This window comes from Oerskovia rustica (genome assembly GCF_014836555.1).
Lineage (GTDB): Bacteria > Actinomycetota > Actinomycetes > Actinomycetales > Cellulomonadaceae > Oerskovia > Oerskovia rustica.
On record NZ_JACSQQ010000007.1, the window covers coordinates 30580 to 55334 of the forward strand.

Below are 24755 nucleotides of genomic sequence, written 5' to 3' on the forward strand. Positions count from 1 at the left end.
TCCACAGCGTCGGCCCGCTGCTCCGCGGGTGGCGTGGACAGGCGCATAGCGTGCCCGCGTGACCTTCTCCCGGACGCGCCCGCCGACCGCCGACGACGACCTGCCCCGCCCCGGCGGAGGGGATCGTCTGCGGCGGTTGCGAAGCGTCGACCCGACCCTCGACCCGGGGTCGAGCGACGACGCCCCGCAGCCCTCGACCTCACGTCCAGGGTCGCCCGTCGCGGGGGAGGAAGGCCTGTCGGACGAGCCGGTGCCACGGCACGGTCCGCTGCACGCGGTCGCCGAGGCGTACACGGCGGCGAACGGTCACCCGACGACGCACTCGGGGTTCGAGCACGTGCCCGACGGCGGCCCGCGCCGCTGGTCCGTCGGGGCCAGGACCGCGGTGGTCGCCGCGGTCACGGTGCTGCTGCTCGCGACGGGCACCGGGGTGTGGACCCTCGCCGACGGTGACGACCTGCGTCCGGTGGCGGCCCTCGGTGCCGCGATCCCCGGTGCAGGGGCCGGCGACTCCCGGGGTGACGGCGACGGCCCTGCAGCGCCTGCGGACAAGGACCCCGCCGGAGCCGGCCCCGGCACCGCTCCCGTGGACGCTCCCGGAGCCGCGGACCCTGCGCCGACGGTGAGCGACGTCGTCGTGCACGTGGTCGGGGCCGTGGCCGCGCCCGGGCTCGTGAGCGTGCCCGAGGGCTCCCGTGTCGCGGACGCGCTCACCGCAGCCGGGGACGCCACGCCGGACGCCGACCTCGCAGGGGTCAACCTGGCCCGCGAGGTCGTGGACGGCGAACAGATCGTCGTGCCGAGGCCGGGCGAGGCCGTGATCGCCGCCCCGGAACCGGCGACCGGGGGCGGGACGTCGAACGGCCCGGTCGACCTCAACGCGGCCGACGAGGCCGCGCTCGACGGACTGTCCGGGATCGGTCCTGTGCTCGCGGCCCGCATCGTCGAGTGGCGCGAGGCGAACGGCCCGTTCACGACCGTCGAGGAGCTGGGGGAGGTGAGCGGGATCGGGGACGCGCTGCTCGCCAGGCTGCGCGACCAGGTGAAGGTCTGAGACGGTGCGCGACGACGCGGACTTCCCGGCTGTCCCGTCGGCCGGGCGGTCCTCCGGTCCGTCCGACCCACCGTCACCGGGCGACCCGGCGCGTCCCCCACGGGCGACCGCGACGGACCTCCGGCTCGTGCCCGCGGCTCTGGCAGCCTGGGGGAGCGCGTGGTGGCTCACGGCGACCGAGCCCGGGGCCGCCCTGGCGGGGACCGTCGTCGGCACGGCACTGATGGCTCTTCTCGGGGCGCTGCTGCTCGTCGACCGTCGCCCGCGCCGAGGCCCTGCCACCCGCGTCCCGGCGCTCGGTCCCCCGAAGCCCCGAACCCCGGAACCCCGAACCCCGGGACGCCGGTGGCTCGCCCAGTGCGCCCTGATCGTGGCCTGCGTGCTGGCCGTGCTGGTCGCCGGGACGGTGCACCTCGTCGCACGGGACCGAGGAGGTGCCGCCGACCTCGCCGCCCAGGGCGCGACGGTCGAGGTCGTGGGGCGAATCGTCGGCGAACCGGTGACGGTCACGAACCCGTGGTCAGGGGCGGCGGACTCGGTCCGCACCACGCTGGCCCTGGACGCGCTCGAAGGTCGCGGCGCCGCGGCCCCCGCTGGAGGACGGATCGACGTCCTCGCAGGCCTCGCCTGGGGTGACCTGGCCTACGGGAGCGAGGTCCGGGCTTCAGGCAGGCTGCTGCCTGCCGACCCCGGGGACAAGACCGTGGCGACGCTCGTCGCGGCCGGGCCCCCCACGGTCACGGGCGCACCCGTCCCCGTGCTGGGCGTCGTCAACACCTTGCGGGCCGACCTCCTCACGGCCTCCGACGGGCTGCCTGCCGATGCGCGGGCGCTGCTTCCCGGCGTCGCGGTCGGCGACACCTCGCGCATCGACGACGAGCTCGACGAAGCACTCAAGGCCACGGGGCTGACCCACGTGACCGCGGTCTCGGGCGGCCATTTCGCGATCGTCGTCGCGACCGTGACGGCGCTGTGCGCCACGGCCTGCGCGCCGCGTCAGGTGCGCGTGGTCGTGACGGGCGTGGTCATGGCGGGGTTCGTGCTCTTGGTCCACCCCGACCCGAGCGTGCTGCGCGCGGCGACGATGGGCGCGGTCGGGCTCGTGGGGATCGGGCTGGGTCGGCCGTCAAGGGCTCTCCCGGCGCTCGCGGCCGTCGTCGTGGTGCTGCTCGTGCTGGACCCGTGGCTCGCGCGGTCGTACGGGTTCGTGCTGTCGAGCGTCGCGACGGCCGCCCTGGTCCTCGGGACCCAGCCCGTCGCGCGGCGCCTCACGCCGTGGATCGGCAAGGTGCCCGCGTTCGCGCTCGCCGTCCCGCTGACGGCGCAGCTCGCGTGCGCGCCGGTCCTCGTCCTGCTGGACCCGTCGGTCGCGACCTACGCGGTACCGGCCAACCTGGTCGCCGCCCCGGCGCTCGTCCCGGCGACCGTGCTCGGGGTGCTCGCGACCCTCGTGGCGCCGTGGTTCCCGGGGGCCGGGGTCGTGCTGGCGTGGCCCGCGGGGTTGGCGTCGTGGTGGATCGCCGCGGTGGCGCGGTTCTTCGCCGACCTCCCCGGGGCGCGGCTGCCGTGGCCGGGCGGGGCCGGTGGCGCGGCGGCGCTCGCGGTGCTGACCGTCGGCGGGCTGGTCCTGGTGTGGCGCTGGCGGTGGGTCGCCGGCCTGGTCGGGGTACGGGTTCCGTGGAGCCGCGGGAGCGGGTGGCCGCACACGTGGCGCACGGCCGTGCGAGCGAACGTGCGGGAGGCCTTCGTTGCCCGACGGCGCCGCGCGACCCTGCGCCTCCTGGTGGCCTGGGCGGTGCTCGCCGCCCTGGCCGCCGGATGCTTGGTGTACGCGTGGCCGCGGTGGATCGCCCGCGCAGGTCGTGACGTGCCGGCCGACTGGGCGGTCGTGGCGTGCGACGTCGGCCAGGGCGACGGGCTGGTCGTCCGCACCGGTGTCGGGCGCGGCCTCATGGTCGACGTCGGGCCCGCAGGGGACGCCGCGGGGACCTGCCTCGACGAGCTCGGGATAGAGCGCCTCGACCTGCTCGTGCTCACGCACTTCCACGCCGACCACGTCGGCGGGCTCGACGCCGTGCTCGACGGGCGCCAGGTCGCCCGGGCGCTCGTGACCGGCCTCGGTGACCCCGCCGACCAGGCCAGGTGGGTCCTCGACGACCTGAGCGACCGAGGGGTACCCGTCGAGGTCGCCGGGGCCGGGACCGGCGGCGTGCTCGGCGACGTGTCGTGGGAGGTGCTGCAGGCCGGGCAGGGCAAGGTTGCACCGTCCACCCAGCGAGGGCGCCCCGCCCTGGCCGAGGCCGACGGGGGAGCGAACGACGCGAGCATCGCCCTGCTCGTCACGACTCCTCAGCTCACGCTCGTCGCGCTCGGCGACCTCGAGGACGGTGGGCAGGAGGCCCTCGACCGAACCCTGCGGTCCCGCGCCGGCGGTGCCGAGGTCGACGTCGTCAAGGTCGCGCACCACGGGTCCCGCGTCCAGTCGATCGGGCTCGCGGCGACCCTGAGCCCCACGGTCGCGATCGTGAGCTCGGGCGAGAACACCTACGGCCACCCGACGGACACCGCGCTCGACCTCTACGAGAGCGTCGGCGCAGCAGTCCTGCGCACCGACCGGTGCGGGACGTTCGCGCTCGTCGTGCGCGACCGGGCGCTCGCCGTCGCGGGCTGCGAGGACGGCTGACGGGACGGGCTGAGCCGCTCGGGTTGCGGACCATGCGGTTGCCGCTGCTCGACCATGCGGTTGTCGTCCGGCCTCCGGCCGATCGCGACGCCAACCGCATGCTCGGCACCGGGATGTGCCCGGGGTGGGTGGGCCGTGGGATCGTTGTGCCCATGGCTGCCGCTCCTTCCCGCACCTCCGCCCGCCCGTCCGCGACGCTCGCCTGGAACGCGGTCGAGCTCGCGCCCGTGGTGCTGGTGCAGGGGCCCGAGGGGCTCCTCGCGGAGCGCGCCGTCGACTCGTTGCTCGAGCTCGCCCGCGCCCGCGACCCGGAGGCGGAGAAGTCGGAGATCGAGGCGGCGACCTACGAGTCCGGCATGCTGACGGTCGCGGCGAGCCCGTCGCTCTTCGGCGAGCCCAAGTTCGTGGTCGTGCGGGGCGCGGAGGCCGCGGCGGATGCGCTCATCCCGGACGTCGTGGACTACGTGGCCTCGCCGGACCCGGACACGACCGTCGTGGTCGTGCACGGCGGCGGGGTGCGGGGAAAGAAGATGCTCGACGCGATCCGGGCGTGCGGAGCCCCCGTCGTGGCGTGCGAGGCCATCAAGAAGGACGCCGACAAGCTCTCGTTCGTCGCCGCGGAGTTCAAGGCCGCGGGGCGTCGGGCGGACGCCGGCGCGGTCAAGGCGCTCGTCGAGGCGCTCGGCAACGACCTGCGCGAGCTCGCGAGCGCCTGCGCCCAGCTCGTCGCCGACACGACGGGCACCATCAGCGCCGCGACGGTCGACCGGTACTACGGCGGCAGGGTCGAGGCCACGGGGTTCCGGGTCGCCGACGCCGCCGTCGCGGGCAAGGCCGGCGAGGCCGTGTCGTTGCTGCGGCACGCGCTCGCGACCGGGGTGGACCCGGTGCCGCTCGTCGCGGTGCTCGCGATCAAGCTCCGCACGCTCGCCAAGGTCGCCGCGATGCGCGGCCGCGGGGGAGTCTCGGCCAAGGACCTGGGCCTCGCCCCCTGGCAGATCGACCGTGCGAAGAAGGACCTGTCGAGCTGGACCCCTGAGGGGCTCGCGGCCGCGATCACGGCGGTCGCACAGGCCGACGCCGAGGTCAAGGGCGGTGGCCGTGACCCGGTGTTCGCGGTCGAGCGTGCGGTGCTGACGATCGCCGGGGCGCACGGCTCGGGACGGTGAGCGCCCAGGGACGCGCGGTGCCGGGCCAGGACACGGGCACTGGCGTGCGGGTCCGGCGCGCGACCCAGGAGGACCTGGAAGCGGTCGCCCGGATCGAGAGTCGCGCCCGTCGTGGCACGGACCGGGACCAGCTCGTGCTCGCCCTGACCGACCCGGAACGGGTCGTGCTCGTCGTGAACGCGACCAACGTCGCCTCGCTCGCGCTCCACGAGGGCGCCGGCTTCCGTGAGGTGGCGCGGGCGGCGTCGTTCCACACGATCCGCTTCACGGGCGGCAGCGGAGTGCTCCTGCGCGCCGAGCTGGGCGCGGGCCGCGCCTGACGGCACCGACCCGCCCCGTCCCCGGACGCACGAGAGGCGCTGCCCCGTGGAGGGAGCAGCGCCTCTCGACGTTCACCGTGCGGCCCGAGGTGGATCAGGGGCGACGCACAAGGTCACGCGTGGAAGGGAGTGTCACGCTCAGAGAGCGTTGACGGCCTTCGACAGAGCCGACTTGCGGTTCGCAGCCTGGTTCTGGTGGATGACACCCTTGGAGACTGCCTTGTCGAGCTTCTTCGACGCGGTGGCGAGGGCGCTGGCAGCGGCCTCCTTGTCACCGGCGGCGACGGCCTCGCGAACGCGGCGAACGTTCGTCTTGAGCTCCGACTTGACGGCCTTGTTGCGCAGACGAGCCTTCTCGTTCGTCTTGATGCGCTTGATCTGAGACTTGATGTTTGCCACGTGTGGACTTTCTGGTGTGTTCGCCGAAGCGATCGAATAGGTCGTAGAGGGCGATTCCAGCTCCGGGACTGGGGGTGGGGAACCCTTGGAGAGGAGCTGGAACTGTGCCCGCCGACCTGGGCGGACACGCAGCCACCAAGACTACCAGCCGACCGTGAGATCGGCCAGAATGCTCACCTCCGGCCCGGCACGGCTCGTCATCGCCCGTCATCCCGCCCGTACAGGTGACCACGAGGACCGCCTGCGCGAACGGGCTCAGCCCTGGATCCGGCCCATCTCGCGGACGATCGTCTCGAACGTGCGGCGGTCCATGACGGCGCCCTCGCGGCGCACCGCGCCGGGGTCGACGCGGATCACCCGGTCGAGGCGCACCTCGCTGTCGCGGCCGCGGGAGTCCCACGGGCCCGAGCCGATGTCGAGCCAGCGCCGCCCCCAGCGTGCCTCGTCGGCGGCGTCGCGCGAGTGGTCCTTGCTCGAGAGCATGGTCGCGAGCAGCCAGTTGCCGTCGCGCCCGACGAGCAGCACGGGCCGGTCCTTGCCCTGGGAGAAGTCCTCCTCGTAGGGCACCCAGGTCCACACGATCTCGCCGGGGTCCGGGTCGCCGTCGAGCTGGGGGGAGTACTCGGCCCGCACGCGGCCCGTGAAGTCGCCGGGGTAGGTGTCCGTGGGCTGGGGTCCGCGCGCGGTCGCGGTGGCCGCGGCGCTGCCAGGCCTGCGGGTGCCGGCCTGCGGTCCGGGCTTCGGCGAGCGGGTGCCCGACGCCGTCGCTCCCGTCCGCGGACGCGGCGCCACCCCGCGCGGGGTGCCCGCCGCCGTCGGGCCGGAGGACTTGCGGGGGGACTCTCGGCCGTCCGCCCCGCCGGCCGGGCGGGACGAGCCGCCGAGCGCGCCGAGGATCGCGCGCGCCGCGTCCGTGAGCAGGGAGATCCACTTGTTCTGAGCCACGCCCGCAATCTACCCGGACCGGCCGCGGCCGGTCCGGGGTGCGGGCCCTGCGGGTCCGGCCGCCCGGGGCGGGTGAGCCGCGCGCGTGCGGGGTCGTGGGACAATGGTGGTTGCTGTCCGACCCTGCGTGCGACGACCAGCGACCTGCCGGGCGCGTCCCGGCGGCTCACGCTCCGTCGTCGAGCACCGATCCGCAGGGGCGGGCGCCGTCCGCCGCCCCGTCTTGACCCACCACAGGAGCGCACCCCAGTTGTCCCCGATCCCCAGCGCCCAGCTGAGCACCCGCATCCAGCCCGCGGCGACGCCGCCCGAGCTGCTGCGCAACTTCTGCATCATCGCGCACATCGACCACGGCAAGTCCACGCTGGCCGACCGCATGCTCCAGCTCACCGGCGTCGTCGACGCGCGCGCCATGCGTGCGCAGTACCTCGACCGCATGGACATCGAGCGCGAGCGCGGCATCACGATCAAGTCGCAGGCCGTGCGCATGCCGTGGGCCGTGCGCGAGGGTGACGACCCGGACGACCAGTCGGCCCCGCTGGTGCCCTACGCCCTGAACATGATCGACACGCCCGGGCACGTCGACTTCACGTACGAGGTGTCGCGCTCGCTCGCCGCGTGCGAGGGGGCCGTGCTGCTCGTGGACGCGGCGCAGGGCATCGAGGCGCAGACCCTCGCGAACCTGTACCTCGCGATGGAGAACGACCTCGCGATCATCCCCGTGCTCAACAAGATCGACCTGCCGGCCGCGCAGCCCGAGAAGTACGCCGAGGAGATCGCGGGCCTCGTGGGCGTCGACCCGTCGACCGTCCTGAAGGTCTCGGGCAAGACGGGCATGGGCGTGACCGAGCTGCTCGACCGCATCGTCCAGGAGGTGCCGGCCCCTCAGGGGGACGCCGACGCCCCGGCGCGCGCCATGATCTTCGACTCGGTCTACGACACCTACCGCGGCGTCGTGACCTACGTCCGTGTGGTCGACGGCAGCCTGAACCCGCGCGAGAAGATCGTCATGATGTCGACGCGCGCGACGCACGAGCTCCTCGAGATCGGCGTGAGCGCGCCCGAGCCGCACCCCACCAAGGGGCTCGGCGTGGGCGAGGTCGGCTACCTCATCACGGGCGTCAAGGACGTGCGCCAGTCCAAGGTCGGTGACACCGTCACGAACGCGGCCAAGCCTGCGGAGGACGCGCTCGGCGGCTACAGCGACCCCAAGCCCATGGTGTTCTCGGGCCTGTACCCGATCGACGGTTCGGACTACCCGGTCCTGCGCGACGCCCTGGACAAGCTCAAGCTCAACGATGCGGCGCTGAACTACGAGCCCGAGACCTCGGTCGCGCTCGGCTTCGGGTTCCGTGTGGGCTTCCTGGGTCTGCTGCACCTCGAGATCGTGCGCGAGCGCCTCGAGCGCGAGTTCGACCTCGAGCTCATCTCGACCGCCCCGAACGTCGTCTACGAGGTGACCCTCGAGGACCGCTCGGTCATCACGGTCACCAACCCGAGCGAGTTCCCGGGTGGCAAGATCGGCGAGATCCGTGAGCCGATCGTCAAGGCCACGATCCTGTGCCCCACCGAGTTCATCGGTGCGGTCATGGAGCTGTGCCAGGGCAAGCGTGGCGTGCTGGGCGGCATGGACCACCTCTCGCAGGACCGCGTCGAGCTGCGGTACACGCTGCCCCTCGCGGAGATCGTGTTCGACTTCTTCGACCAGCTCAAGTCCAAGACACGCGGCTACGCGTCGCTCGACTACGAGCTCTCGGGCGAGCAGGCGGCGGACCTGGTGAAGGTCGACATCCTGCTCCAGGGCCAGACGGTCGACGCGTTCAGCGCGATCGTGCACAAGGACAAGGCGTACTCGTACGGCGTCATGATGACGGAGAAGCTCAAGGAGCTCATCCCGCGTCAGCAGTTCGAGGTCCCCATCCAGGCGGCCGTGGGTGCTCGCGTGATCGCGCGCGAGACCATCCGTGCGATCCGCAAGGACGTGCTCGCCAAGTGCTACGGCGGTGACATCAGCCGTAAGCGCAAGCTGCTCGAGAAGCAGAAGGAGGGCAAGAAGCGCATGAAGACGATCGGTACGGTCGAGGTCCCCAAGGACGCCTTCATCGCGGCGCTGTCCTCCGACGGTGCGGGCAGCAGCGGCGGCAAGGACGCGAAGGACAAGTCCAAGAAGTGATGTGCTGCTCTTCTCGTGAGCGCGTGGCCCTCGATGTGCTGGGGGCCGCGCGCTCCGCGGCGTCCGGGGTGCGGGCATGAGCCCGGCTCTCCCGGACGGCATCCCCGTGCCCGACGACGGCGCTCTCCCTGCGTGGGTGGGTGCTGGTCCTGCTGGGGTGGTGCCGGACGACCACGCGGGTCGTGACTTCGGCGTGTACCTGCACGTGCCGTTCTGCACCGTGCGATGCGGCTACTGCGACTTCAACACGTACACGGCGTCCGAGCTGGGCGGTGGCGCGAGCCAGGCGTCCTACGCGGACACGGCGCTGCGGGAGATCGACCTCGCCGCGCGGGCCATGGAGCGTGCCGGGTTGGCGTCGCGCCCGGTCTCTACCGTGTTCGTGGGCGGCGGCACCCCGACGCTGCTGCCGGCCGGCGACCTGGCGCGCATGCTCGCGGGCGTGCGCGACGCGTGGGGTCTTGCCCCGGGCGCCGAGGTCACGACCGAGGCGAACCCCGACTCGGTGACCCCGGAGTCGCTCGCCGAGCTCGCGGCGGCGGGCTTCACGCGGGTGTCGTTCGGCATGCAGTCGGCCGTGCCGCGCGTGCTCGCGACGCTCGAGCGCACGCACGACCCGCGCCGCATCCCCGACGTGGTGCGCTGGGCGCGCGACGCGGGGCTCGCGGTGTCGCTCGACCTGATCTACGGGACGCCTGGCGAGAGCCTGGACGACTGGCGGACGAGCCTCGAGGCCGCGCTCGCGACGGGCGTCGACCACGTCTCGGCGTACGCGCTCGTCGTGGAGCAGGGGACGAAGATGGCCGCGCAGGTGCGCCGTGGGGACATCTCCTTGCCGAGCGAGGACGACCAGGCCGAGAAGTACGAGCTCGCGGACGAGCTGCTCACCGCGGCCGGGCTGGAGTGGTACGAGGTCAGCAACTGGGCCCGGCGGGCACCGACCGGCGACGGCTCGGTGCCGGGCGAGGCGGTGGCGGACCCGGCGTTCGTGTGCCGTCACAACCTGGCGTACTGGCGGGGCGAGGACTGGTGGGGGATCGGCCCCGGGGCGCACTCGTACATCGGAGGGGCCGCGAACCGTACAGACGATCCGGAGGATTCCGCGGACATCTCCGACGGCGTCTCCGACACGGCCGACGACGCGGCCGCGCCTGCGCCGGGCGGCCGTGAGGGCGTGCGATGGTGGAACGTGAAGCACCCGCGACGCTACGCGGCGATGCTCGAGGCGGGCGGCAGCCCGGCGGCCGGACGTGAGCTCCTGACCGTCTCGGAGGCTCACCTCGAGCGCGTCATGCTCGGTGTGCGACTGCGTGAAGGACTGGACCTGAGCGTCCTTACCGAGGTGGGTCGGCGCAACGTGGCCGGCATGGTCGCGGCGGGCCTCCTCGACGGAAGAGCGGCGATCCGAGGCCGCGGGGTGCTGACCCTGCGGGGACGGTTGCTGGCGGACACGGTGGTACGGGAGCTGACTGACGGGTGACGACGGTAGGACAGTCGGCTCGGGCGCAGGCCGGAGCAGCCAGGACCTCGACCGACCGCGTCGACGTGTGGCAGCGACTGCGACCTGCTGACCTCGACCTCGACTCGCCGGACAGGTCCCTCGTCGGGCCCCCGCCGCAGAGCCCACCGGCTCCCGGTCGGTACCGTCCGTCACGACCGGTGCGACCGACCGTCCGGTACCGGCGGATCGCCGGGCTCGACGGGTTGCGTGCGCTGGCCGTGCTCTCGGTCATGGTCTTCCACTTCGCCCCGCAGGTCCTCCCCGGCGGGTACGTGGGCGTCGACATCTTCTTCGTGCTCTCCGGGTTCCTCATCACGACGCTCCTGGTCCGCGAGTTCCGGGCGCGGCGGGCCGTGTCCCTGTCCCGGTTCTGGGTCCGACGAGCCCGCAGGCTCCTGCCGGCGCTGGGCCTGGTCGTGCTCGTGTGCACGGCCGCCGCGGGGCTGGTCGGGGGCGATCTCCTGGTGGGGATCGGGGCGCAGGTGGCAGGGGCCGCCACGTTCACGAGCAACTGGGTCTACATCGCCCAGGGCAGCACGTACTCCGGGGGACTGGCGCCCCAGATCTTCGCGAACCTGTGGTCGCTCGCCGTCGAGGAGCAGTTCTACCTGGTGTGGCCGCTCGTGGTCCTCGCGGTGCTCGCGCTGCGGATCACCCGGCGTCGGGCTCTGGTCCTGGCGGGGGTGCTCGCCGTCGGGTCCGCCGTCGCGATGGCGGTCCTGTACTCGCCCGGCACGGACCCGACCCGGGTCTACTTCGGCACCGACACCCACCTGTTCGGGCTCATGATCGGTGCCTTCCTCTCGTTCTGGCACCTGCGCACGGGGCGTCCGACGCTCGTCCGCGAGGCGCCGCGGACCACGACCCGCAGGGGAACCCTGTTCGTCGTGGGCGCGGGGATCGCGGGCGCGGCCGTCCTGGTCGTCGCGATGCTCTGGATGCCGTGGGACGACGGCATCACCTACCGGGGTGGACTGTTCGTCGTGTCGCTCGCGACGGCCGGGGTCGTCAACCTCGTGCTGCACGCACCGGGCCTCGGCAAGCAGCTGGACCGGGGGCCGGTGGGCTGGGTGGGCGCGCGCTCGTACGGCCTGTACCTGTGGCACTGGCCCGTCTTCGTCCTGGCCGCAGCGCTCGCCGGAGGCGGCGGGCTGTACGCGAGCCCCGGACCGTGGGTCGCGCTCGCCGCGACGGTCGTGACGTTCGGTGCCGCAGCGCTGTCGTACCGGTACGTCGAGCGTCCCGTCATGGGGCGAGGCCTCGGGGGGTACGTGCGGACCGTCGTGGCGTGGCTCCGCCGGGGTGCGTCGGGCCGCAACCCGTTGCCGGTCCGCGGGTGGCTCACGGTCGGCGGGGTCGTGGTGGTCGTCGGGCTCGCGGTCACGGGCTTCGTGCGCGCCCCGGCGATCTCCTCGGTCGAGGCGCAGATCCGCGCGGGCGCGGAGGTCGCCGCGCTGACCCAGCAGCCTGCCGGTGAGGCGCCTGCGGCACCGGCTCCCGACGCGGCGCCCGTGCCCGCGGAGCCCGCGCCGGAGACCCCGGCCGTGGCCCCGACGTCTCCACCCGGCGACCAGGTCACGATCATCGGCGACTCGGTGACGTTGGCGAGCGCGCCCGCGCTGACGGCGGCCCTTCCCGGCGTGCTGATCGACGGTGCCGTGGCCCGGCAGATGAAGGACGCCGTCGGCCTCGTCGAGGCCGTCCGCGCGGCCGGGAACCTCCGGCCCTACGTCGTGCTCTCGCTCGGGACGAACAGCACGGTCGACGCCGCGATGATGGACAAGGTCCTCGCCGCGATCGGTCCAGACCACACGGTCGTGCTCGTCACGGGGTACGCCGACCGGTCGTGGGTGCCGGTCACGAACGCCGAGCTGGTCGGCGCGGCCCAGCGCCACGGGAACGTCGTGGTCGCGGACTGGAGCGGCGCGATCTCGTCCCAGCCCGCGCTGCTCGGACCCGACGGCGTGCACCCGACCTCCGAAGGGACGTCGCTCTACGCGGGGGTCGTCTCGGGTGGTCTCGCGCAGGCGGTCGCGCTCCGCGGACCCTGACGTCTCACCGGTGTCGTCCGAGGAGGTTTCAGGCGTTCCACGCTTCCTGTGGCGGGAATGGCCCGAACGCCCCATCGTGGAGGGTGATCTGTGAAATGTTCGATCGTCACAGTCCGTTCACAGTGTGGCTTGCCGCACCCCGCCGACCCGAGGGATCACGATGAGCGACAACACCGCAGGCGGGCCGCCGCCGGAAGAGAACGAGCCGACCCCGCAGAACCCCTCCGCGAGCACACCGGACCCCGGTGCCGCCGCGCAACCGCCCTCCGAGCCCGTCCCCCCGAGCCAGCCCCCGGCTCAGCCGCCGGTGACGCCGCCCACGCAGCCCCCGGCCCAGCCGACGCCGCCCGTGCAGCCGACGCCGCCCGCGCAGCCCGGGCCTCCGGTCGCGCCGCCGTACGGCGCCCCGACCCCGCCCCCCGCGCAGCCCTACGGCGCTCCCGCCGGTGGGCAGCAGCCTCCGTACCCGCCTCCGGCAGGTGCCTACCCGCCGCCGGCCGGCGCGTACCCGCCTCCCGGCCAGCCTGCGTACGCGGGGGCCGCGGCGTTCTCGGTGGGTGACGCGATCGGCTTCGGGTGGAAGAAGTTCTGGGCGAACCCGGGACCGTGGATCCTCGCGGCCCTGATCTTCCTGGTGATCAACGCGATCTTCAGCTGGATCTCCGGCGGCTTCGACAACTTCACGGACTACCGCACCGACGGGTTCTCGGACACCAACATGGCCGAGGCGCTGGGGCTGAGCTTCGTCAGCGTCCTGCTGACGATCGTCGGCGTGATCATCAGCTACCTCATCGCCGCGTTCTACTCCCGCGGTGCTCTCGACGAGACGCAGGGGCGCAAGCCCGACGTCTCGGCGTTCTTCCGGATCGCCAACGTGGGCAACGTCCTGCTGGCCGCCTTCCTCGTGGCCGTCATGACGATCATCGGCACGATCCTGTGCATCCTGCCCGGCATCGCGGTCGCGATCTTCTCGGCGTTCGTCTACTACTTCACCCTCGACAAGGAGCAGGACGCGATCACCGCGATCAAGTCCAGCTGGTCGCTCGTCGCGAAGAACTTCGGGTCGGTCTTCCTGCTGCTCCTGGCGCTCTTCGGGATCAACATCCTGGGCTTCCTGGTCTGCTTCGTCGGCCTGCTGGTCACGATCCCGCTGTCCTACATCGCGGTCGCGTACGCCTACCGCCGTCTGGTGGACGAGCAGCCCGTCTGACCTCCGCACAGGTCCCGACGACGGGGCGTGCCGCACCTCCACCTCGGGTGTGCGGGACGGCCCGTCGTCGTCTGCGCACGTGCCGTGCTGGCTGTGCGCCGGGTGCCGGCCAGGTGAATCGGCCCGCTCGGGGGACGGGCACGGTGGCCGCAGGTGTGCCGGACCGGCTAGCGTGAAGCGCCCGGTCCGTCCTGAACGGTCCGGTCCGTCCGTAGAGAGGCCCCGATGAGCAGCCAGAACCCTTCCGACCAGGTCCCTGACTACGGGCAGTACGTGCCCCCGACGGACCAGCACGGCACGCCCGGAGCCCAGCACGGGCAGCCGGGCCAGCCCGGCCAGCAGGGGTGGCCCGGTCAGCAGCCCCCCTACGGTCCTCCCGCGGGTCAACAGGGTCCGTACCCGCCCCAGGGCCAGTACCCGCCGCCGGGCTACCAGGGCGGCCCGGCCGCCCCGCTGTCGCCCGCCGACACGAAGACCTGGGCGAGCCTGTCCCACCTCCTGGGTGGGATCCTCGGGTTCCTCGCACCGCTCGTGATCTGGCTCGTCTTCCGCGAGCGCAGCCACGTCGTCGACGCCGAGGCCAAGAAGGCGCTCAACTTCCAGATCCCCGTGGCCCTCGTCCTGCTCGCCGCGAACTGGGTGCTCCCGGGCTTCCTGTCCGGTCTGGTCGTCCTCGGCGTCTGGGTGGCGTCGCTCGTGCTCGGCATCATCGCGTTCCAGGCCGTCAGCAACGGCCGTCCGACCAGCTACCCGATCGACGTGAAGATCGTGAAGTAGCGCAGGTCGCCGCACGTCGAGAGGGGGCGTCCCAGGCAGACCTGGGCCGCCCCCTCTCGGCGCGTCGCCGCGGGCGCCGGACCCTCAGTCGGCCGTCACGAAGTCGATGAGCTCCTCGACGCGGCCGAGCAGTGACGGTTCGAGGTCGGCATAGGTACGCACGGTCCCGAGGATCCGCTGCCAGCCGCGGGCCACGTCGGCCTGCTCGCTCGCCGGCCACCCGAGCTCGCGCAGGATGCCGCGCTTCCACTCGGTGCCGCGCTCGATCACGGGCCACGCGTCGAGGCCGACGCGCTCGGGCCGCACGGCCTGCCACACGTCGACGTAGGGGTGACCCAGCACCATGACCGTGCCGGGGCGCACGCCTCGCAGGGCCTCCGCGACCAGGCGCGTCTCCTTGCTGCCGGGGACCAGGTGGTCGACCAGGACGCCCACCTTGCGCTCCGCCGTCGGGCCGAAGTCCTCGAGGGCTTCGCTGAGGTTGTCGACGCCGTCGAGCAGCTCGACCACGACCCCCTCGATGCGCAGGTCGTCGCCCCACACCTTCTCGACGAGCTCGGCGTCGTGCTTGCCCTCGACCCAGATGCGGCTGCCGCGTGCGACGCGCGCCCGGACGTTCGCGACCGCGCGCGAGCCCGAGGCGGTGCGCGTCGGGGCGGCGGGCGCCGTCGAGGTCACCGGGGCGGTCAGCTCGACGGGCTCGCCGTCGACCCAGAAGCCCGGGCCGAGCGGGAAGGTGCGCCTGCGACGCGCGCGGTCCTCGAGGACGACGACGTGCATGCCGCCGGACTTCTCGACCCGCACCACGGCGCCGACCCAGCCGGTCTCGACGTCCTCGACGACGAGCCCGCGCTCGGCGGGCTGCGGGCGGGAGACCGGGCGCCGGCGGTGGGGGACCGGGGCGGGGGTCGCGCTGGACAGGACGTCGGAACCGTAGCGATCGAAGCTCACCGACGTCACCCTAGGCGCTCGTCGCCCTCTCGCCCGGAAGGGGCGCGCGGTGACCCGTGAGGTCGTCACGGGCCGGTCCGGGCGAGGTCGCTCGCCGGGTGCGGGCCCACGTGCCGTGGTACGACTGGCCGGTGAGCACTTCGAACGGCCCCGCCGCGCCCGACGCCCAGCGGTGGCGCGTCCTGGGGCTGTGCCTCGCGGTCGGTTTCATCACGATGCTCGACGTGTCGATCGTCAACGTCGCGCTCCCGTCGATCGAGAGGGCGCTCGACGCGGGCCCGACCGAGCTGCAGCTCATCGTCGCGGGCTACACCCTCGCGTTCGGGCTCGCGCTCGTCCCGGCCGGCCGCCTGGGCGACGCGGGCGGGCGTCGCACGTTGTTCATCGTCGGCCTCGTGGGCTTCGCACTCACGAGCCTCGCGGCGGGCCTGGCACCGAACGACGAGTGGCTCGCGATCGCCCGGCTCCTGCAGGGCGTGAGCGCGGGCATGCTCAACCCGCAGGTCATCGGGCTCATCCAGCAGATGTTCTCGGGGTACGAGCGCGGCAAGGCGTTCGGCATGTTCGGTGCGACGATCGGCGTCTCGACGGCGCTGGGTCCGCTCCTGGGCGGGCTGATCCTCCAGGTCGCGGGCGAGGAGAACGGGTGGCGGTGGATCTTCGGGATCAACGTCCCGATCATCGCGGTCGTGCTGCCCCTGGCGATCAGGTTCCTGCCCGTGACGGTGCGCAGGCCCGGCCCGCGCAGGCTCGACCCCGTGGGCCTCGTCCTCATCGCGGTCGCGACGGTCGCGGTCATGCTGCCGTTCGTCACGACGTCGGGCCAGGACGACGACCCCGGCCGCTGGTGGTGGCTCGCGCTCGGGGCGGTCGCGGTCGTCGCCGCGGTGTTCTGGGAACGGCGCTACCAGCGCACCACGGGCGCCCCGGTCCTGGACCCGCGAGTCCTGTCGCTCACGTCGTTCCGCAACGGCACGCTGCTCGGCATCACGTACTTCGCGGGATTCACGGGCATCTTCCTCGTCGCGACGCTGTACCTGCAGAACGACCTGCACTTCACGCCGCTGCACGCGGGGCTCATCGGGATGCCGTTCGCGATCGCGTCGGGCGTGGCGTCGTGGCTCGCGGGCCGCGGGGTCGCGCGCTGGGGCCGACCGCTCGTGGTCGCGGGCCTCGTGGTGGTCCTCGTCGGGCTCGGGGGCGTGATCCTCGCGATCCGCGCCACGGGGGACGACTCGTCGGCCGCGGGCTGGGGCATCGCCCTGACCATGATGATCACGGGGATCGGCAGCGGGACCGTCATCTCCCCGAACCAGACCCTGACCCTGGCCCGCGTCCCGGTCGAGCTCGCGGGCGTCGCGGGCAGCATGCTCCAGCTCGGGCAGCGCGTGGGATCGGCCATGGGCATCGCCGTGGTCCTCTCGACGTACTACTCGCTCAAGGCGGGCGGATCGACGGGAGCCGTCGCGGCGAGCACCGCGATGCTCATCACGGTCGCCCTGGTCGCGGTCTCGCTCGTGGTCGCGGTCGTGGACCTGCGGTCGCGCCACGCGCACGCCACGCCCGCAAGGTGACGTCCACGACGTGAGCGGCGCCGTCGGGCACCGTGCCGGGGCGGCGGCGGGGGTGAGGCCCGGCGAGAGCCTCGGGCCCGACGGCGGAGCGCGGGCCGCGTCGTCGGCTGCGGCCATGGCCAGGGCGCGGTCGGGAAGACCCCGTGAGGACCCTGTGCACGTCGCGCCCCACGCCTCCCGCGACCGCGTAGAATTAGCACTCGACGGTGGAGAGTGCGAGAACGCGCGACGATCGGGAGGTGGCCATGAGCGAGGAACGACGGCTCGACGTGCTGCGTGCGATCGTCGAGGACTACGTCCTGACGAGGGAGCCGGTGGGATCCCGGGTCCTGGCCGAGCGGCACCGCCTGGGCGTGTCCCCGGCGACGATCCGCAACGACATGGCCGCGCTCGAGGAGGACGGGTACATCGCCCAGCCCCACACCTCGGCCGGGCGCATCCCCACGGACAAGGGCTACCGCCTGTTCGTGGACAGGCTCTCGACGGTCAAGCCTCTGTCCTCGCCCGAGCGGCGGGCGATCGAGACGTTCCTGTCGGAGGCCGTCGACCTCGACGACGTCGTGGCCCGCGCGGGGCGTCTGCTCGCTCAGCTCACGGGCCAGGTCGCCGTGGTGCAGTACCCGTCGCTGCGCCGTTCGGGCCTGCGGCACCTCGAGCTCGTGCCGGTCGGCGACCGACGGCTGCTCGTGGTCATCATCACGGACACGGGCCGCGTCGAGCAGCGCACCCTCGAGGTCGCGCAGGCACCGGACGAGGCCACGCTCGCCGAGCTGCGCTCGCGGCTCAACGCCGTGGCGGCGGGCAAGCGTCTCGCGGAGCTCGGCAAGGGCTTCGCCGACGTCGCGCAGGAGTTCCGCCCCGAGCACCAGGACCTCGCGCGCTCGCTCGCGCTGCTCGTCGAGGAGACGCTGTCCGAGGAGTCGGAGGAGCGCATCGTGCTCGCCGGCACCGCCAACCTGGCCCGGGTCGGCATGAGGTTCGAGCACGCGCTGCGACCGGTCCTCGAGGCGCTCGAGGAACAAGTCGTGCTGCTCGGGTTGTTGACCGAGATGGCCGCGGAGACCGGGGTGAGCGTGCGCATCGGTCACGAGACGCAGCTCGAGGGGCTCGCGGAAACCTCGGTCGTGACGAGCGGATACGGTAACGAGGGGGACTCGGTCGCGCTGATCGGCTCGATCGGACCGACCCGCATGGACTATCCCGGGACGATCGCCTCGGTCCGCGCGGTCGCGCGGTACCTGTCGCGCGTCCTGACCGCATGAGTTCGGTTCTTGCGCCGGCGGGCGCCGCGCCGGGTCCTTCGACCCTGGTCGTCACCGCACGGTGTTGTCGGAAGTCGCCGATCCTGGATCGGCGTGCGCTAGTAGAGAGTGACCTGTGAGCGACTACTACGAGATCCTGGGCGTGCCCCGGGACGCGAGCCAGGACCAGATCAAGAAGGCCTACCGCAAGCTGGCCCGTGAGCTGCACCCTGACGTCGCGGGCGAGGCCGCCGAGGACAAGTTCAAGGACGTGTCCCGCGCCTACGAGGTGCTGTCCAGCCCGGACAAGCGCCAGCAGTACGACCTCGGCTCGGACCCGTCGGCCGCCGGCGGGGGCATGGGCGGAGGCTTCGGCTTCCAGGACATCTTCGAGACGTTCTTCGGGGGAGGCCAGGCGCAGTCGGGACCCATCCCGCGCGCACGCCGCGGCCAGGACGCCCTGGTGCGTCTCGACATCGACCTCTCGGAGGCGACCTTCGGGGCGCGCCGCGAGCTCCAGGTCGACACCGCGGTGATCTGCGGGACCTGTTCCGGCTCGTGCTGTCGCCCCGGCACGTCGCCCCGCACGTGCGACGTGTGCAACGGCCGTGGCACGGTCCAGCGCGTGGCGCGTTCGTTCCTCGGCCAGGTCATGACGACCGCCCCCTGTGCCGCGTGCCAGGGCTTCGGCACCGTGATCCCCGAGCCGTGCGCCGAGTGCGCGGGCGAGGGTCGCGTGCGCAGCCGTCGCACCCTGACCGTGAACGTCCCCGCGGGCGTCGACACGGGCACCCGCATCAAGCTCACGTCGCAGGGCGAGGTCGGCCCGGCCGGTGGCCCCGCGGGCGACCTGTACGTCGAGATCCGCGAGCGCAACCACGAGGTCTTCGTGCGTCGCGGCGACGACCTGCACTGCACGCTCCAGGTGCCCATGACGGCTGCGGCCCTCGGGACGGTCCTGGAGCTCGAGACCCTCGACGGCCCGCAGGAGATCGACCTGCGCCCCGGGACCCAGCCCGGGCAGATCGTCACGCTCAAGAACCTCGGCGTCGGCCACCTGCACACCGGTGGTCGCGGTGACCTCAACGTGCACGTCGAGGTCCAGGTCCCGACGGGCCTCGACGAGGAGCAGGAGGAGCTGCTGCGCTCGCTCGCGAAGGCCCGCGGCGAGGAGCGTCCGGACCCGCGCCTGTCCGCCGCGCACCCGGGAGTGTTCTCCCGCCTGCGCGACAAGCTCTCGGGGCGCTGACATGAGCGCGCCGGTCTTCCTCGCGGAGGCGAGCAGCTCGTCGGAGAGCGGGGCCGCGGGTGGCCTCGCGGGCTTCCCGGCGGGTTCGCTCTACGTGCTCGACGGCGCCGAGGGGCGCCACGCGGGCGTCGTCCAGCGGCGCGGGGTCGGGGAGGCGGTCGACGTCGTCGACGGCGAGGGCCTGCGCCTGCGGTGCAGCATCGAAGGTGTCGAGCCCTCCGGGGTCCACCTGCGCGTCCGTGAGGTCGTCGAGGAGCCCGCACCCGACGTCGTGGTGACGCTGGTCCAGGCCCTCGCGAAGGGCGACCGCGACGAGATGGCGATCGAGGCGGCGACCGAGGTCGGCGCCGACGCCGTGGTCCCGTGGCAGGCCGAGCGGTCGATCGTGGTGTGGCGTGGCGACCGCGCGGCCAAGTCGCGCGCCCGCTGGCTCGCGACCGTGCGCGCCGCGACCAAGCAGGCGCGGCGTGCCCGCCTTCCCCGGGTGGACCTCGCGATCGACACGCGCGGGCTCGTCGAGCGCACGCGCCAGGTCGTCGACGCGGGCGGTGCCGTCATCGTGCTGCACGAGGAGGCCGTCGTCCCGCTCGCCGAGGTGGCCCTGCCCGTCCCCGCGTCCCAGGACGTGGCCGCGGCGGGACGAGCGCCCGAGGTGCTCGTCGTCGTCGGGCCGGAGGGCGGGATCTCCGAGAAGGAGGTCGAGGCCCTGGCCGGTGCCGGTGCACGCACCGCGCGCCTCGGCCCGCACGTGCTGCGGACCTCGACGGCGGGCCCGGTCGCGATCGCGATGCTCGTCCAACGGCTCGGCCGGTGGGGCGCGGCGGACGACGAGCGGTGACCCCGCACGTGGTGGGGGCGCACCGTCCGCCTCCCGGGCCGTGCCGGCGAGCCGGGGGTAGCCTGCCGTCATGACCAGCAACGACACCTCGCGCCCGACCGACCCGGACTGCCTGTTCTGCAAGATCGTCGCAGGCGAGATCCCCGCGACGATCGTGGCGACCACGGACCAGGCCGTGGCGTTCAAGGACATCAACCCGCAGGCCCCGCTCCACGTCCTCGTGGTGCCCCGCGCGCACCACGGCGACATCGCGCAGCTCGCCGCCGCCGACCCGGACCTCCTCGCGGGGGTCGTGGCCCTGGCCGACGAGGTCGCGAGCGAGCAGGCCGACGGGCAGTTCCGGCTCATCTTCAACTCGGGACCGCGCGCCGGGCAGAGCGTGTTCCACGTCCACGGGCACGTCATCGGCGGCACCGCGCTGGGGTGGAACCCGGCCTGACCGCAAGGACGCTCGTCCGCCCGGTCCTGCGGGCCGCCCGGTGCGCCCGGTATTCGCCCTGACCCGGGCGGACACGCTCGATATCATGGACGCACCACGAACGACCAGACCTGCTGAAGGAGTGCCGCGGCGCAAGCCGGCTCATGCCATCTTCGACACCACCCACACCGAACGGCCCGGCGGCCGCGCACCCCTCCGGGACCCGGGTCGAGCACCGTATCGTCGTGCCGTCCCACGTGCCGATGGTGGACCTGCTCGGCAGCGGTGACGTGGTCCTGCGAGCCATCGAGTCCGGGTTCCCCACGATCGACGTCCATGCCCGCGGGAACGAGATCGCGGTCACCGGCCCCGTCGGCGACGTCGCGCTCGCCTCCCGGCTGCTCGACGAGCTCGTCGAGGTCGTCGAGTCCGGCACCCGCCTCACGCCCGACGTCGTGACGCGCTCCGTCGCGATGCTCACCGCGGCGACCGCGGCCCGCCCGGCCGAGGTCCTGACGTTCAACATCCTCTCCAGCCGTGGCCGGACGATCCGTCCCAAGACGGTCGGGCAGAAGCGCTACGTCGACGCGATCGACGCGAGCACCGTGACGTTCGGGATCGGCCCCGCCGGGACCGGCAAGACGTACCTCGCGATGGCCAAGGCCGTCCAGGCGCTCCAGGCCAAGCAGGTCAGCCGGATCGTGCTGACCCGTCCGGCCGTCGAGGCGGGGGAGCGGCTCGGGTTCCTGCCCGGCTCGCTCTCCGAGAAGATCGACCCGTACCTGCGCCCCCTGTACGACGCGCTGCACGACATGATCGACCCCGAGTCGATCCCCAAGCTCATCGAGGCCGGGACCATCGAGGTGGCGCCGCTGGCATACATGCGCGGTCGCACGCTGAACGACGCGTTCATCATCCTCGACGAGGCGCAGAACACCTCGACCGAGCAGATGAAGATGTTCCTGACCCGTCTCGGCTTCGGTTCCAAGATGGTCATCACGGGCGACGTGACGCAGGTCGACCTGCCGGGTGGGACGCCGTCCGGGCTGCGGGTCATCGAGGACGTCCTGACCGGGGTCGACGACGTCGAGTTCTGCCGGCTGACCTCGACGGACGTCGTACGGCACCGCCTCGTGAGCGACATCATCGACGCCTACGCGCGCTGGGACGTGAGCACCGCGCGCGACGGCGGAGGCCACGCGCACGGCGCCGGGCGCGGCGGCACGGCGCGCCGTGAGCGACCACGAGACACACGAGACCAACGAGAGCAAGGGGCACGCTGATGAGCGTCGAGATCAACAACGAGTCCGGCTACGAGGTCGACGAGGCGGAGTTCGCGGCCCTCGCGCGCTACGTCCTGGACGCGATGCACGTCCACCCCCAGAGCGAGCTCGGCATCCGGTTCGTCGAGTCCGACGTCATGGCCGAGCTGCACGTGCGCTGGATGGACGAGCCCGGCCCCACGGACGTCCTGTCGTTCCCCATGGACGAGCTCCGTCCCGGGCGCGACGGGGACGTGACCCCTGCGGGCGAGCTGGGCGACATCGTGCTGTGCCCCGAGGTCGCCGCGCAGCAGGCGGTCACGGCCGGCCACTCGACGGCCGAGGAGATGCTCCTGCTCACGACGCACGGCATCCTCCACCTGCTCGGCTACGACCACGCCGAGCCCGAGGAGGAGAAGGAGATGTTCGCGCTGCAGCGCAAGCTGCTCCTGACCTTCCTCGCCAGCCGATGACCGAGGTCCCCGTCGCGCTGCTGCTGGTCCTCGCGGTCGTCGGAGTCCTCCTCGCGGGGGCGCTCGGCGCGGGCGAGGCGGCGGTCATGCGTGTCACGCGTGCCGCGGTGGGCGAGGCAGCCGCGGAGGTCGAGGGCGCCACCACCGGCACGAACGGCGGTGGGGCGGGCGGCCCGCTGCCTCCGCGCGTGGTCCGGGTGCGCAGGGTCCAGGCGCTGACCGAGGACCCTCCGCACACCGCGGCGTCGCTCGCGTTCCTGCGCGTCGTCGCCGAGATGCTGGCAGCCTCCTGCGTGACGCTGCTCGTCCTGGCGTGGCTCGACGACTGGTGGCAGGCGCTGCTCGTGGCCCTGCTGTTCGCAGTCCTCGTCGCGCTGGGCTTCGCCCGGGTCGCGCCGCGCGCCCTCGGGCGCCAGCACCCGGTGCGGGTGCTCGTGGCCCTGTCGGGGATCCTGACCCCCGCGGTCGCCCTGACGGGCTGGCTGGTGCGGGTCACGGCATCGCGGGACGAGGCCGACGGGCCGTACGAGCGTGAGCTGCGGGACATGGTCGACCGCGTCAACGAGTCCGAGATCATCGAGGAGGAGGAGCGCGAGATGATCCGCTCCGTCTTCGAGCTCGGTGACACCCTCACGCGCGAGGTCATGGTGCCCCGCACCGACATGATCACGACCCCGGCGTCGACGCCCCTGTCCAAGGCGCTCGCCCTGTTCCTGCGCTCCGGGTTCTCGCGGCTGCCGGTCACGGGGACGTCGGTCGACGACCTCGTGGGCGTCGTCTACTTCAAGGACGTCGTCAAGGTCGTGCACGCCTCGCCCGAGGCGGCGTCGCGCCGCGTCGAGGACGTCGCCCGTCCGGCGATCTTCGTGCCGGAGTCCAAGCCGGTCGACGACCTCCTGCGCGAGATGCAGGCCTCGGCGTCGCACATCGCGATGGTGGTCGACGAGTACGGCGGCGTCGCGGGCCTCGTGACGATCGAGGACGCTCTCGAGGAGATTGTCGGGGAGCTGACCGACGAGCACGACCGGTCCGGCCCCGAGATCGAGGACCTGGGGGACGGGACGTTCCGGGTGCCCGCCCGCCTGCCTCTCGACGAGCTCGGAGAGCTCTTCGACCGCGACATCGAGGACGACGACGTCGACACCGTCGGGGGCCTGCTGTCCAAGGCGCTCGGCAAGGTCCCGCTGCCCGGGTCGGCCGCGGAGGCCCAGGGCGTGCACATGACGGGTGAACGCGTCGAGGGGCGCCGCAAGCAGCTCGCGACCGTGCTCGTGAGCGCCGTCGTCGCCGACCGCGAGGACCCGGACGCCCCGGGGGCGTCGTCGAGCAACGAGGTGCGCGAGCGCACCGAGCCGCGCGAGCGCGGCCACCGAGACCACCAGACGACCCCCGAGCGCGCCGAGCGTGCCGGGCGGACCAGTGACACCCCGCGTCGAGCGGGAGAGTCGAACGAGAGAGAAGCACACCGGTGACCCAGAACGACCACGCAGCAGCAGAGCACAAGGCCGGCTTCGCGTGCTTCGTCGGACGGCCCAACGCGGGCAAGTCCACGCTCACGAACGCCCTGGTCGGGCAGAAGGTCGCGATCACCTCCGGGCGACCGCAGACGACCCGTCACACGATCCGCGGCATCGTGCACCGCCCCGACGCACAGCTCATCCTCGTGGACACGCCCGGGCTGCACCGTCCGCGCACGCTCCTCGGCGAGCGGCTCAACGACCTGGTCCGTGAGACCCTCGCCCAGGTCGACGTCATCGCGTTCTGCCTCCCGGCGGACCAGAAGGTGGGGCCGGGGGACAAGTACATCGCGGCCCAGCTCGCGGAGCTCATGAAGGGCCGCCGCCCGACCCCGGTCGTCGCCGTCGTGACCAAGGCCGACCTCGTCGACCGCGAGACCCTGACGAAGCACCTCCTCGCGGTGGACCAGCTCGGCGAGTGGCAGGACATCGTGCCGGTCTCGGCCAAGGACGGTTTCCAGGTCGAGACCCTCGAGGAGGTGCTGATCAAGCACCTGCCGCCGGGCCCTGAGCTGTACCCCGGTGGCGAGCTGACCGACGAGCCCGAGGCCGTGATGGTCGCCGAGCTCGTCCGCGAGGCGGCCCTGGAGGGCGTGCGCGACGAGCTCCCGCACAGCCTTGCCGTGGTCGTCGACGAGATCGTGCCGCGGGAAGGATCGGGGAACCCGGAGACGGGTCGGCCGCCGCTCCTGGACGTCCGGGTCAACCTCTTCGTGGAGCGTGACAGCCAGAAGGCGATCATCATCGGGCGTGGCGGTTCGCGCCTGCGCCACGTCGGGACCGAGGCCCGCAAGGGCATCGAGGCGCTGCTCGGCGCGCGCGTGTACCTCGACCTGCACGTCAAGGTCGCCAAGGACTGGCAGCGCGACCCCAAGCAGCTGCGCCGGCTCGGGTTCTAGGGTGTACCCCCGTCCCACGTCGGGCCGTTCCCAGGGCGGGTGGCCCCGCTC

At 73.1% G+C, this 24755-nt stretch carries 21 protein-coding genes; 18 read left to right on the top strand and 3 right to left on the bottom strand.

Annotated features, from left to right (window positions below; translation table 11 throughout):
- Positions 1 to 58: 58 nt before the first annotated feature.
- From H9652_RS05555 to H9652_RS05570, 4 genes are all read left to right on the top strand, one after another.
- Positions 59 to 1054 (top strand): ComEA family DNA-binding protein, encoded by a 996-nt coding sequence (locus tag H9652_RS05555; RefSeq protein ID WP_318243996.1) that lies wholly within the window; start codon positions 59 to 61, stop codon positions 1052 to 1054.
- Positions 1055 to 1181: 127 nt separating this feature from the next.
- The gene (locus H9652_RS05560; protein WP_318243997.1) at positions 1182 to 3737 is read left to right on the top strand and encodes a ComEC/Rec2 family competence protein; all 2556 of its coding nucleotides are present in this window, start codon (positions 1182 to 1184) and stop codon (positions 3735 to 3737) included.
- A 152-nt stretch (positions 3738 to 3889) separates the two neighbouring features.
- Positions 3890 to 4906, top strand: a complete 1017-nt coding sequence (gene holA, locus H9652_RS05565) for a DNA polymerase III subunit delta (protein ID WP_191795374.1) — start codon at positions 3890 to 3892, stop codon at positions 4904 to 4906.
- Positions 4903 to 5226: a hypothetical protein gene (locus tag H9652_RS05570; protein ID WP_191795375.1), complete on the top strand. Its 324-nt coding sequence runs from the start codon at positions 4903 to 4905 to the stop codon at positions 5224 to 5226. Before holA ends, H9652_RS05570 begins: the two co-directional genes overlap by 4 nt.
- Positions 5227 to 5364: 138 nt before the next feature.
- Here the strand turns inward: H9652_RS05570 and rpsT are convergent, their stop codons facing one another.
- Complete coding sequence (rpsT, locus tag H9652_RS05575; protein WP_191788967.1) at positions 5365 to 5625, bottom strand: 30S ribosomal protein S20; 261 nt, start codon at positions 5623 to 5625, stop codon at positions 5365 to 5367.
- 255 nt (positions 5626 to 5880) lie between these two features.
- Complete coding sequence (locus tag H9652_RS05580) at positions 5881 to 6570, bottom strand: type II toxin-antitoxin system PemK/MazF family toxin (RefSeq protein ID WP_191795376.1); 690 nt, start codon at positions 6568 to 6570, stop codon at positions 5881 to 5883.
- Positions 6571 to 6820: 250 nt separating this feature from the next.
- Between H9652_RS05580 and lepA the strand changes: the two genes are divergently transcribed.
- The 5 genes from lepA (at position 6821) to H9652_RS05605 (ending at position 14282) form a co-directional block, all read left to right on the top strand.
- The gene (gene lepA, locus H9652_RS05585; RefSeq protein ID WP_138824100.1) at positions 6821 to 8743 is read left to right on the top strand and encodes a translation elongation factor 4; all 1923 of its coding nucleotides are present in this window, start codon (positions 6821 to 6823) and stop codon (positions 8741 to 8743) included.
- Positions 8744 to 8819: 76 nt separating this feature from the next.
- A complete protein-coding gene (gene hemW, locus H9652_RS05590; protein WP_191795377.1) occupies positions 8820 to 10223 on the top strand; it encodes a radical SAM family heme chaperone HemW in 1404 nt (467 codons plus the stop codon).
- 179 nt (positions 10224 to 10402) lie between these two features.
- The gene (locus tag H9652_RS05595; protein ID WP_191795378.1) at positions 10403 to 12295 is read left to right on the top strand and encodes an acyltransferase family protein; all 1893 of its coding nucleotides are present in this window, start codon (positions 10403 to 10405) and stop codon (positions 12293 to 12295) included.
- A 160-nt stretch (positions 12296 to 12455) separates the two neighbouring features.
- Positions 12456 to 13505 carry a DUF2189 domain-containing protein gene (locus H9652_RS05600; RefSeq protein WP_191795379.1) on the top strand — a complete coding sequence of 350 codons (1050 nt, stop codon included), beginning with the start codon at positions 12456 to 12458 and terminating at the stop codon, positions 13503 to 13505.
- 225 nt (positions 13506 to 13730) lie between these two features.
- Entirely contained in the window at positions 13731 to 14282 is a 552-nt protein-coding gene (locus tag H9652_RS05605; protein ID WP_191795380.1) for a DUF4870 domain-containing protein, read from the top strand.
- Positions 14283 to 14366: 84 nt separating this feature from the next.
- On the opposite strand, the gene H9652_RS05610 is transcribed toward H9652_RS05605, so the two are convergent.
- Positions 14367 to 15233 (bottom strand): DUF3097 domain-containing protein, encoded by an 867-nt coding sequence (locus H9652_RS05610; protein WP_191795381.1) that lies wholly within the window; start codon positions 15231 to 15233, stop codon positions 14367 to 14369.
- 131 nt (positions 15234 to 15364) lie between these two features.
- Here H9652_RS05610 and H9652_RS05615 point away from each other — a divergent pair, with 131 nt between their 5' ends.
- The 9 genes from H9652_RS05615 to era all read left to right on the top strand — a co-directional run bounded on the left by H9652_RS05615 (position 15365) and on the right by era (position 24704).
- Positions 15365 to 16807, top strand: coding sequence for an MFS transporter (locus H9652_RS05615; protein WP_318243998.1), 1443 nt, complete (start codon positions 15365 to 15367; stop codon positions 16805 to 16807).
- Between the two features lie 245 nt (positions 16808 to 17052).
- Entirely contained in the window at positions 17053 to 18069 is a 1017-nt protein-coding gene (hrcA, locus tag H9652_RS05620) for a heat-inducible transcriptional repressor HrcA (RefSeq protein ID WP_191795382.1), read from the top strand.
- A 115-nt stretch (positions 18070 to 18184) separates the two neighbouring features.
- Positions 18185 to 19297 carry a molecular chaperone DnaJ gene (gene dnaJ / locus H9652_RS05625; RefSeq protein WP_030151645.1) on the top strand — a complete coding sequence of 371 codons (1113 nt, stop codon included), beginning with the start codon at positions 18185 to 18187 and terminating at the stop codon, positions 19295 to 19297.
- A gap of 1 nt (position 19298) precedes the next feature.
- Positions 19299 to 20135 (top strand): 16S rRNA (uracil(1498)-N(3))-methyltransferase, encoded by an 837-nt coding sequence (locus H9652_RS05630; protein ID WP_191795383.1) that lies wholly within the window; start codon positions 19299 to 19301, stop codon positions 20133 to 20135.
- A gap of 70 nt (positions 20136 to 20205) precedes the next feature.
- Positions 20206 to 20574, top strand: coding sequence for a histidine triad nucleotide-binding protein (locus tag H9652_RS05635; RefSeq protein ID WP_030151647.1), 369 nt, complete (start codon positions 20206 to 20208; stop codon positions 20572 to 20574).
- A gap of 143 nt (positions 20575 to 20717) precedes the next feature.
- The gene (locus H9652_RS05640; protein ID WP_191795384.1) at positions 20718 to 21836 is read left to right on the top strand and encodes a PhoH family protein; all 1119 of its coding nucleotides are present in this window, start codon (positions 20718 to 20720) and stop codon (positions 21834 to 21836) included.
- Positions 21836 to 22288, top strand: coding sequence for an rRNA maturation RNase YbeY (ybeY, locus tag H9652_RS05645; RefSeq protein WP_030151649.1), 453 nt, complete (start codon positions 21836 to 21838; stop codon positions 22286 to 22288). The genes H9652_RS05640 and ybeY overlap by 1 nt, the downstream gene beginning before the upstream one ends.
- On the top strand, positions 22285 to 23760 hold the full coding sequence (locus H9652_RS05650; protein WP_191795385.1) for a hemolysin family protein: 1476 nt from the start codon (positions 22285 to 22287) through the stop codon (positions 23758 to 23760). Before ybeY ends, H9652_RS05650 begins: the two co-directional genes overlap by 4 nt.
- Entirely contained in the window at positions 23757 to 24704 is a 948-nt protein-coding gene (gene era, locus H9652_RS05655) for a GTPase Era (protein WP_191795386.1), read from the top strand. The genes H9652_RS05650 and era overlap by 4 nt, the downstream gene beginning before the upstream one ends.
- The last annotated feature ends 51 nt before the right edge of the window (positions 24705 to 24755 follow it).